The organism is Mycobacterium sp. E796 (genome assembly GCF_001672815.1).
GTDB lineage: Bacteria > Actinomycetota > Actinomycetes > Mycobacteriales > Mycobacteriaceae > Mycobacterium.
In genome coordinates this window covers 21,895-29,565 of record NZ_LZKK01000172.1, presented here as the reverse complement: position 1 = coordinate 29,565, position 7,671 = coordinate 21,895, and the positions used below count along the sequence as shown (strand labels likewise).

Below are 7,671 nucleotides of genomic sequence, written 5' to 3'. Positions count from 1 at the left end.
GCAAGACGTGGGACGCCTGGTGGTTTCCCTGCACATGGGGCTGCGCCAAACCAGCAACCTGGAGGAACCGGAGCGGTTCTTGCACGACCTGGAGAAGTGCTGGCTCCTGATGTTGACCGGAATCCTGCAACCGGAGCGCATCGATTACTTCCGCCAATTCCTCAGGCGCCGCGCGGCACTGGCGATCAACTCCACCTCGGCGGGCACGGATTCCGGATAACGCCATGGGCAGGTCGCGCGATCGGGCCCGCGCGTGGGCGGCTGTTACGCTTACCGCTCCGGCCGGAAGGTTGGTGAAGTTGTCGAGATCCGCGTCTGGGGACATCGACGGAACTCCGGAGGTGTAGACGCGATGGCGCGCCAGGTTCGATCGGAAGCCACTCGGCGGAAGATCCTCGACGCCGCGATAGACGTTTTCGGCGAGGTCGGGTACGCCGCGGCCGGCTGGAACACGATCATCGAGCGGACCGGCATGACGAAGGGAGCCCTCTACCACCACTTCGACTCGAAGGAATCGCTGGCTTCGGCGATCATCGAAGAAGGTTCCGAGACCCTACTCGTCGCGTTCCGCAACGTGTGCGGGTCGTCGTCTCCCGCGCTCGAGAACATGATCCACGGCACGTTCACCATCGCCAACGTGCTCAGCTCCGACAAGACCGCCCGGGCCGCCGAGCAATTGACGGCTGCTCTGACCGGCTTCAACGAAGCGGCGATGCGGTTCTGCGCCAACATGGTTGAGCTGATGGCGGCCCAGGCCCAGCGGGCGGCCGCCGAAGGCGACGTCCGAGAGGATCTCGACCCGGTGGTGATCAGCGAGTCGATCGTCGGCGCCATGTTCGGAACGCGTTTGCTGTACAACGCGATGGCGGCCAAGGGCGCGGCGGGGCGGGATGCGGGTGCGGCGGTCGACGCGGGGCTGGCTCCCCATACGAATCAATTCTGGAAACTCATGCTCGCAGGAATCGTCACGGAGGCGTCGCTACCTTATTTCCGCGAATTCCTTTCCCGGGAGGCGCTGCGCCACGGACCGCCGGCCGGATCGGCACAGGGCCAGGGCGCCGCGGTCCCCGACGCCGGCTAGGCGATCACGACCGCCCGTCGGGTGAGCGCATTCCGTACTATGGGTATCTCATTGCGCCGTGCGGATTCCTAAAGGTTTAAAGATCGGCGCCTAGCGTTCCTCGACCCACAATTGCTCGGTGAGGTCCTGGAACGCCGCGAGCGCGAACTGGTCGTCCGCGCGCAGGAGCGCCGACTTGCTCATCAAAGCCCGAACCACCGACCCGTCCTTGTGGGCCAAGTCGACGACCATATTCGCGAGTGCGTGCACGACCGAAAGCAAGGAGTCCGACTCCGGAGCCTCGTGGAAGATCTCGTGAAACCGCAGGGAGAGAACCTCTTCGGGATCAAAGCCGACCATCTCCGCGAAGGCGGTGTTGGTGAACAAGATACTGCCGTCGTTCCCGATGGCGAGCACCGGAATCGGAATTCTTTCCAGGACGACCAACGCGGGCAACTCCTTCAAGGTAGTCATCGGCGATTGGTTTTGTTGCCGGTTTCGTCGTCGCTCCACATGCCGATTATGGCCTATCGCATGGCGCAGTTCCGACGCTTTTCCCCATGGCGCGCAAGATTCCCGCGAATGGGTTTGTACAGCCGCGAAAAACGAAACCTTCCCGGGTGTGTCGCACTCACTCGACCGCGCCGGGAGCCGTCCCGTTCCCATCGCGTGGATGCTGCGTACCGTTGGTCTGCTTCGGCTCACTCCGCCTGATAACGCGGGAACACACCGGTGGGCGGCGGCAGGGCAGTGCCGGGGGCCAGCCGCACGCCGACCGCGTCAAAAGCCCGCCGGTCCGCGCCCTGGCCGAGCAGGTCCAGCAGCTTGCCGGCCGACTCGGGCATGACGGGCTGGACGAGCAGCGCTGCGATGCGGACGACCTCGCACGTGACATAGAGGACGGTTCGGAACCTGGCCTGATCCGCCTCGGACTCGCTCTTGCGCAGGACCCACGGCTCCTGGGCCGAAAAGTATTTGTTGGCCTCCCCGAGCATCAGCCAGATCGCTTCGAGGGCCAAGTGCATCGCCTGACCGTCGAAATTGGCCCGCACGCGCTCCAACAGGCCGTCGGCCGACGCCAGCAGCCCGGTGTCCGCCGCGGTGAACTCGCCCGGCTCGGGCACCACGCCGTCGAGGTTCTTGGCCACCATCGACAGCGAGCGTTGGGCGAGGTTGCCGAGCTCGTTGGCCAGGTCGGCGTTGATCCTGGTGACAATGGCCTCTTCGCTGAAGCTGCCGTCCTGGCCGAACGGCACCTCCCGCAGCAGGAAGTAGCGCACCTGATCGAGGCCGAAGGTGTCGACCAGCGAAACCGGGTCGACGATGTTGCCCACGGACTTGCTCATCTTCTCGCCGCGGTTGAGCAGAAATCCGTGTGCGAAGACCCTGCGGGGCAACTCGATTCCGGCCGACATCAAGAACGCCGGCCAGTAGACGGTGTGAAACCTGATGATGTCCTTGCCGATCATGTGCAAATCGGCGGGCCAATAGTGCCGGAATAACTCCGAGCCGGTGTCGGGGAAGCCGACGCCGGTCAGGTAGTTGGTCAGGGCGTCGACCCAGACGTACATGACGTGGTCGGGGTGATCCGGGACCTTCACCCCCCAATCGAACGAGGTCCTTGAGATGGACAGGTCGCGCAGGCCGCCGGAGACGAAGCTGACCACCTCGTTGCGCCGCACCTCGGGGGCGATGAAGTCGGGGTTCGCCTCGTAGTGCGCCAACAGCTTGTCGGCATACGCCGACAGCCGGAAGAAGTAGGTGCGCTCCTCGGTCCAGGTCACCGGGGTGCCGGTCTCGACGGCGATCCTGGTCCCGTCCACGACTTCGGTCTCCGACTCGACGAAGAATCGCTCGTCGCGCACCGAATACCAGCCCGAGTAGGTGTCCAGGTAGATGTCGCCCGCCGCGGCCATCCGCCGCCAGATCTCCTTGGACGCCTCGTGGTGGTCGGCGTCGGTGGTGCGGATGAACCGGTCGAAGGAGATGTTCAGCCGCTCCTGCAGGCGCTGGAAGACATCCGAGTTGCGCCGGGCCAGCTCGGCCGTGGGCAGGCCCTCGGTCGCGGCGGCCTGGGCGACCTTGAGCCCGTGCTCGTCGGTTCCGGTCAGGAAGCGCACGTCGTAACCGTCCAACCGCTTGAACCGCGCGATGGCGTCGGTGGCGATGTACTCGTACGCGTGCCCCAAATGCGGCGCGGCGTTGGGGTACGTGATCGCGGTGGTGATGTAGTAGGGCCTCATCGAGACTCACCCTATTGTGTGGCGGTGAGTTCCAACCGCTCTGGTGAACGACAAGCGCCGCCCGCACCCGAGCCGCTGGCGCCCCTGATCGACGCGCACACCCACCTCGACGCGTGCGGCGCCGGGCCGGAGATGGGAGCCGAGGAGGTGCGGGCCATCGTCGACCGCGCCGCCGCGGTCGGCGTCCAAGCGGTGGTCACCGTCGCCGACGATCTCGATTCGGCGCGCTGGGTGACGCGCGCCGCCGACTGGGATCCGCGCGTCTACGCCGCCGTGGCGCTGCACCCGACCCGCGCGAACGCCCTGGACGACGCGGCCCGCGCCGAGATCCAGCGGCTTGCCGCCCACCCCCGGGTGGTGGCGGTCGGGGAGACCGGCATGGACCTGTATTGGCCGGGCCGGCTGGAGGGCTGCGCGGAGCCGTCCGCGCAGCGGGAGGCCTTCGCCTGGCATATCGACCTGGCCAAGCGCCTCGGGAAGCCGCTGATGATCCACAACCGGGAGGCCGACGCCGAGGTGCTCGACGTGCTGGCCGCGGAGGGCGCCCCCGACGCGGTGATCTTTCATTGCTTTTCATCGGACCGCGCGATGGCCCGCCGCTGCGTGGATAGCGGGTGGTTGCTGAGCCTGTCCGGGACGGTCAGTTTCCGCAATGCGCGCGCCCTGCGGGAGGCCGTCGCGCTGATCCCGCCGGAGCAGCTATTGGTGGAAACCGATGCGCCTTTTCTGACCCCGCACCCCTATCGAGGCGCAGCGAATGAGCCCTATTGCCTTCCCTATACTGTGCGGGCGATCGCTGAACTGCTGGATCGCCGTCCCGAAGACTTGGCGCAGGTCACGACCAGCAATGCCCGCCGGGTCTACGGGCTGGCCGCCGGGTAGCGGCGCCGTCCGGTGATTTGCCCGACTGTGACGCGCCGGAGACGCGTCGGAGTTGCTGAACATTGGCCGGTTCGTTACCGTCTTGTGATCGAACGGTGGGGCCTCTGGGCCCCGCTGTCGTTTGTAGTCATTTTCTTGCTGAGTGGTTCGTGACTGGTTGCTGAGGCGGAGTAACGCGCGTTGACTGTATTGACAAAACTTCATCACAATTCATCACCAATGTTGCGGCTCGTTGTTGCGGGCCTGCTGCTGGTACTGGGCTTCGCCGGCGGCCTCGCGGTTTCCGCGTCCAAGACGGTGACCCTGACGGTTGACGGAATCGCGATGCGGGTGTCGACGATGAAGTCGCGGGTGATCGACATCGTCCAGGAGAACGGCTTCAGGGTCGACGAGCGCGACGACCTCTACCCGGCTGCCGACGTGGAGGTGCGCGACGCCGCCAACATCGTGTTGCGGCGCAGCCGGCCGCTGCAGATCTCGCTGGACGGCCACGACTCCAAGCAGGTGTGGACGACCGCGTCGACCGTGGACGAGGCGCTGGCCCAACTCGCGATGACCGACACCGCCCCGGCCGCCGCCTCCCGCGGCAGCCGCGTTCCGCTGGCCGGGATGGCGCTGCCGGTCGTGAGCGCCAAGACGGTCCAGATCAACGACGGCGGCGCCGTGCGCACCGTCCACCTCGCCGCGGCCAACGTCGCCGGGCTGTTGAACGCCGCCGGCGCGCCGCTGCTGGAAAGCGATCAGGTGGCGCCCGGGGCGTCGGCCCCCATCGTGGACGGGATGCAGATCCAGGTCACGCGCAACCGGATCCAGCGGGTCACCGAGCGGGTCCCGCTGCAGCCGCCCGCGCGCCGGATCGAGGACCCGGAGATGAACGTCAGCCGCCAGGTCGTCGAGGACGCGGGCAGCCCGGGCACCCAGGACGTGACGTTCGCGGTGGCCACGGTCAACGGCGTCGAGACCGGCAGGCTGCCCATCGCCAACACCGTGATCACCCCGGCCCATGAAGCCGTGGTGCGCGTGGGCACCAAGCCCGGCACCGACGTGCCGCCGGTGAGCAACGGGTCGATCTGGGACGCCATCGCCGGCTGCGAGGCCGGCGGCAACTGGGCGATCAACACCGGAAACGGGTATTACGGCGGTGTGCAGTTCGACCAAGGGACCTGGGAGCGCAACGGCGGGTTGCGCTTCGCGCCCCGCGCCGACCTCGCCACCCGCGAGGAGCAGATCGCCATCGCCGAGGTGACCCGGCAGCGCCAGGGCTGGGGCGCCTGGCCCGTGTGCAGCGGAAGAGCTGGTGCAAGCTGACCATCCGGCTCCTCGGGCGCACCGAGATCAGGCGGCTGGCCAAAGAACTGGAATTTCGGCCACGAAAAGCTTTGGGGCAGAACTTCGTCCACGACGCCAACACCGTGCGACGGGTGGTCGCGACGTCCGGCGTCGGCCGGTCCGACCACGTCCTGGAGGTCGGTCCCGGGCTCGGTTCGCTCACGCTTGCGCTGCTTGACCGCGGCGCCACCGTCACCGCCGTCGAGATCGACCCGGCGCTGGCCGGTCGGCTGCCGCAGACCGTCGCCGAACACTCGCACAGCGAGATACACCGGCTGTCGGTGCTGAACCGCGACGTGTTGACGCTGCGCCGGGACGAGGTGCCCGGCGCGCCTGACGAACCCACCGCCGTCGTCGCCAACCTGCCCTACAACGTCGCGGTCCCGGCGATCTTGCACCTGCTCGCCGAATTCCCGTCCATTCGGGCCGTGACGGTGATGGTGCAGGCCGAGGTCGCCGAACGGCTGGCCGCCGAGCCGGGCGGCAAGGACTACGGCGTGCCCAGCGTGAAGGTCCGCTTCTTCGGACGGGTGCGCCGCTGCGGCATGGTTTCGCCGACCGTCTTCTGGCCGATCCCGCGGGTCTATTCGGGGCTGGTTCGCATCGACCGGTACGCGACCTCGCCGTGGCCGACCGACGACACCTTCCGGCGGCGGGTGTTCGAACTCGTCGACATCGCATTCGCCCAGCGGCGCAAGACATCACGCAACGCTTTCGCCGAGTGGGCCGGCTCGGGCAACGAGTCGGCGAATCGGCTGCTGGCCGCCAGCATCGATCCGGCCCGTCGCGGCGAGACGCTGTCCATCGAGGACTTCGTGCGGCTGTTGCGTCGCTCCGGCGATCCGGACGACACGCTGCCGAGCGTTTCGGGGCACGCCTCGGCGAGCTGACCGGAGCGCCGTGGCGTGTGGTTAGCCCGGCGCGGCGTTAGTCTGCTGCGGTGGTCGACAATGTCTGACGGAAACCCCGATGTCTGACGGCAACACCGCCGCGCAGTGGGTGCCCACCGGGTCGGTCACCGTACGGGTGCCCGGAAAGGTCAACCTGTACCTGGCGGTGGGGGACCGCCGCAAGGACGGCTATCACGAGCTGACGACGGTCTTTCAGGCCGTCTCGCTGCTGGACGAGGTGACGGTCCGCAACGCCGACGTGCTGTCGCTCGAGCTCGTCGGCGAGGGCGCCGACAAGCTGCCCACCGACGAGCGCAACCTGGCGTGGCAGGCGGCCGAGCTGATGGCCGAACACGTCGGCCGGGCGCCCGACGTCTCGATCATGATCGACAAGTCCATTCCGGTGGCGGGCGGCATGGCGGGCGGCAGCGCCGACGCGGCGGCGGTGCTGGTTGCGATCAACTCGCTGTGGGAACTCAACGTGCCACGCCGCGACCTGCGCATCCTCGCCGCGAAGCTCGGCAGCGACGTGCCGTTCGCGCTGCACGGCGGGACGGCGCTGGGAACCGGTCGCGGCGAGGAGCTGGCCACCGTGCTGTCCCGCAACAGCTTCCACTGGGTGCTGGCGTTCGCCGACGGCGAGCTGCTCACCCCGGCGGTGTTCAAGGAGCTGGACCGGCTCAGGAAGGCCGGAAAACCGCCGCGGCTCGCCGAACCCGGGCCGGTGCTGGCGGCCCTGGCCGCGGGCGACCCGGAGCAACTGGCGCCGCTGCTCGGCAACGAGATGCAGGCGGCCGCGGTGAGCATGAACCCCGCCCTGCGAAAGGCGCTGCGCGCCGGCGTCGAGGCGGGCGCCCTGGCCGGCATCGTCTCCGGCTCCGGCCCGACGTGTGCGTTCCTGTGCACGTCGGCGGCGTCGGCGGTGGACGTCGGGACCCAGCTGTCCGGGGCGGGCGTGTGTCGCACCGTTCGGGTCGCCACCGGCCCGGTGCCCGGCGCCCGCGTGGTGCCCGCCCCCACTGAAGTGTGAATTCGCACTCAAGGCGCGTCACAGTTTGGCAGTTACTTAAGAGGAGTTTAAGATAACTGGCGGTGACGAGCAGCGGTAAGCAAGACCACTCGATTCCCTCGCCCACCGGAATTACCGGTGGGCTCGTTGGCTCATCACCTGTCCGAGACCTAACCGCTGCGCAATCGTGCTCGCGTAGCTGCTACAAACTGGCACCCAGCAGGCGGAACATGAGATTCCGGGCCTTGGGGCAACTGC

The 7,671-nt window shown here is 67.7% G+C and carries 7 protein-coding genes and 1 pseudogene; 6 read left to right on the top strand and 2 right to left on the bottom strand.

What is annotated here, in order from left to right:
• Positions 1 to 220: pseudogene (locus A5706_RS12880) on the top strand (TetR/AcrR family transcriptional regulator); the annotation flags it as partial.
• Positions 221 to 352: 132 nt separating this feature from the next.
• The gene (locus A5706_RS12875) at positions 353 to 1,081 is read left to right on the top strand and encodes a TetR/AcrR family transcriptional regulator (protein WP_068131090.1); all 729 of its coding nucleotides are present in this window, start codon (positions 353 to 355) and stop codon (positions 1,079 to 1,081) included.
• Between the two features lie 90 nt (positions 1,082 to 1,171).
• Here the strand turns inward: A5706_RS12875 and A5706_RS12870 are convergent, their stop codons facing one another.
• Both A5706_RS12870 and metG read right to left on the bottom strand, forming a co-directional pair.
• The gene (locus A5706_RS12870) at positions 1,172 to 1,534 is read right to left on the bottom strand and encodes a PAS domain S-box protein (protein ID WP_068131088.1); all 363 of its coding nucleotides are present in this window, start codon (positions 1,532 to 1,534) and stop codon (positions 1,172 to 1,174) included.
• Between the two features lie 227 nt (positions 1,535 to 1,761).
• The gene (gene metG, locus A5706_RS12865; protein WP_068131084.1) at positions 1,762 to 3,303 is read right to left on the bottom strand and encodes a methionine--tRNA ligase; all 1,542 of its coding nucleotides are present in this window, start codon (positions 3,301 to 3,303) and stop codon (positions 1,762 to 1,764) included.
• An 18-nt stretch (positions 3,304 to 3,321) separates the two neighbouring features.
• Here metG and A5706_RS12860 point away from each other — a divergent pair, with 18 nt between their 5' ends.
• The 4 genes from A5706_RS12860 (at position 3,322) to A5706_RS12845 (ending at position 7,434) form a co-directional block, all read left to right on the top strand.
• Positions 3,322 to 4,185, top strand: a complete 864-nt coding sequence (locus A5706_RS12860; protein WP_068131081.1) for a TatD family hydrolase — start codon at positions 3,322 to 3,324, stop codon at positions 4,183 to 4,185.
• Positions 4,186 to 4,365: 180 nt separating this feature from the next.
• A complete protein-coding gene (locus tag A5706_RS12855; protein ID WP_197517819.1) occupies positions 4,366 to 5,493 on the top strand; it encodes a resuscitation-promoting factor in 1,128 nt (375 codons plus the stop codon).
• The gene (gene rsmA, locus A5706_RS12850; RefSeq protein WP_068131074.1) at positions 5,457 to 6,404 is read left to right on the top strand and encodes a 16S rRNA (adenine(1518)-N(6)/adenine(1519)-N(6))-dimethyltransferase RsmA; all 948 of its coding nucleotides are present in this window, start codon (positions 5,457 to 5,459) and stop codon (positions 6,402 to 6,404) included. The genes A5706_RS12855 and rsmA overlap by 37 nt, the downstream gene beginning before the upstream one ends.
• Positions 6,405 to 6,483: 79 nt before the next feature.
• Complete coding sequence (locus A5706_RS12845; protein ID WP_068131071.1) at positions 6,484 to 7,434, top strand: 4-(cytidine 5'-diphospho)-2-C-methyl-D-erythritol kinase; 951 nt, start codon at positions 6,484 to 6,486, stop codon at positions 7,432 to 7,434.
• Positions 7,435 to 7,671: the final 237 nt, after the last annotated feature.